Below are 1,874 nucleotides of genomic sequence, written 5' to 3'. Positions count from 1 at the left end.
GCGGGCGGGTCAGCAGGGGCGCATAGCTCGCGGTAAGCGCCGCCTGGGCTTCGGTGAGGGTGAGGCCCTGTACATCCACCGTACCGGCCATCGGCAGGGCCAGAGTGCCGTCGACCAGCACTTCGTGAACGCCGTTTTCGGGACCGCTAAACTCGGGAATATTAAAAATATCAATGCGGATGCGATCGCCTGGCCCCAGCACATAGGCTTCAGGGAAGCTAGCGTTTGGCTCTGGGGTCAGGATATTTGGCAACCGTGGCCCTGGGGCCACGGTTTCGTTAGTCTCGTTATTCAGTTCGTTGTTGAGAGGGAGGGGCTGGCTTTGGGCAAGGCCTGGTCCACTCCCTAGAGTCAGCGTTAGAGCCAGGGTTCCCAAGCTCCAACTCAGCAGACAAAAGCGGTTCATAACTGGCTTCCTCAGGCTGTCCGGACAACCGCACAAAACGTCACAACAGCACCGCAACAGATCTTCTGGTCGATTAGCCGTGGTTTGGCCTCGTAGTTTGTAAAGGGTACCGGCGGGAAGAAAAAGTGGCTAAACGCAGCGGGCGGCGATCAAAGCTAATCCGGCGTCAATACGAGTAATGGACGCAGAGCTACTGCAACTGTTCCTAAGGTTCTACCAGATCTAGCCGCCAAGAGAATGAAGATCAGATAAAGCAGCGCGATCGCCGAGCCTCTTCTCGAAGAAACCCTCCTGCGATCGCGCCGCCAGATCCCTCATAGATTGGTGCCACGCAGTAAAACCCAACAGCGGTACCCTAACCCTACCCAATCTACGCTTTCCATCTTTATAAGGTTGCGGCACCACTCGGGTTCGCAGCCCTAACCCCGCAGCTTCTCAGACCACACTCGCGTGGGCAGCCCCCACACGTAGATAAAGCCTTCGGCAGCTTTGTGGTCAAACTGGTCGTCGGCACTGTAGGTAGACAGGGCATCGCTGTAGAGGGCCAGGTCCGATTGGCGACCCACCACCCGGCAGTTGCCCTTAAACAGCTTCACCCGGACGGTGCCGCTCACCCGCTCCTGAGTCTGCTGAACGAAGGCATCCAGCGCCAGCTTCAGGGGGCTGTACCAGAGGCCGTTGTAGACCAGGCGGCTGTAAGTTTCTTCAATGCCGCGCTTGTACTGGGTGACGTCGGCGGTCAACGTCAGGCTTTCCAAATCGCGGTGGGCGTCGATCAGCACCAGCAGGGCGGGGGCCTCGTAGATTTCGCGTGATTTAATGCCCACCAGGCGGTTTTCGATCATGTCGATGCGGCCCACGCCGTGGCGACCGGCGATCGCATTCAGTTGAGTAATTAGCTCTACCGGGCCAAGGGCCTCGCCGTTGAGACTGGTGGGCAGCCCCTTGGTAAAGCCAAGCTCGATGTATTCAGGCTCGTTAGGGGTGTTTTCGATCGCCTCCGTCATCAAAAACACTTCTTCTAGCGGCTCGTTCATGGGGTCTTCGAGCGGCCCGGCCTCAATGCTGCGGCCTAGCAGGTTGCGATCGATGCTGTAGGGGCTAGATTTTTTTACCTGAAAGCTGAGGCCGTTTTTCTCGCCGTAGGCAATCGCTTCCTCACGACCCATGCCCCACTCGCGGGCGGGGGCGAGCACCTTGAGGTTGGGGTTGAGGGCGGCGATCGCCACGTCAAAGCGCACCTGGTCGTTGCCTTTGCCGGTGCAGCCGTGGGCTACCGCATCGGCCCCATAGCGATCGGCGGCCTCGACTAGGGCCTTGGCGATCAGCGGGCGGGCTAGGGCGGTAGACAGCGGGTAGCGATTCTCGTACAGAGCGTTAGCCTGAATGGCCGGAAAGGCGTAGTCAGTAATAAATTCTTCGGTCAGGTCGGCCACGAGGGATTCTTTTACCCCCGCCTTCAGCGCCT

At 59.0% G+C, this 1,874-nt stretch carries 2 protein-coding genes; both read right to left on the bottom strand.

Annotation, left to right across the window (positions count from 1 at the left end):
• Positions 1-406, bottom strand: a 406-nt coding sequence (locus tag IQ273_RS32925; protein WP_194027275.1) for a polysaccharide biosynthesis/export family protein, incomplete at its 3' end; no start/stop codon positions are given.
• A gap of 419 nt (positions 407-825) precedes the next feature.
• Positions 826-1,874 (bottom strand): argininosuccinate synthase (locus IQ273_RS32920; protein ID WP_194027274.1); only part of this gene is annotated, 1,049 nt, incomplete at its 5' end.

This window comes from Nodosilinea sp. LEGE 07298 (assembly GCF_015207265.1).
Classification (GTDB): Bacteria; Cyanobacteriota; Cyanobacteriia; order Phormidesmidales; family Phormidesmidaceae; genus Nodosilinea.
The sequence above is the reverse complement of the archived record's forward strand: the minus strand, read 5'-3'. Positions and strand labels throughout refer to the sequence as shown.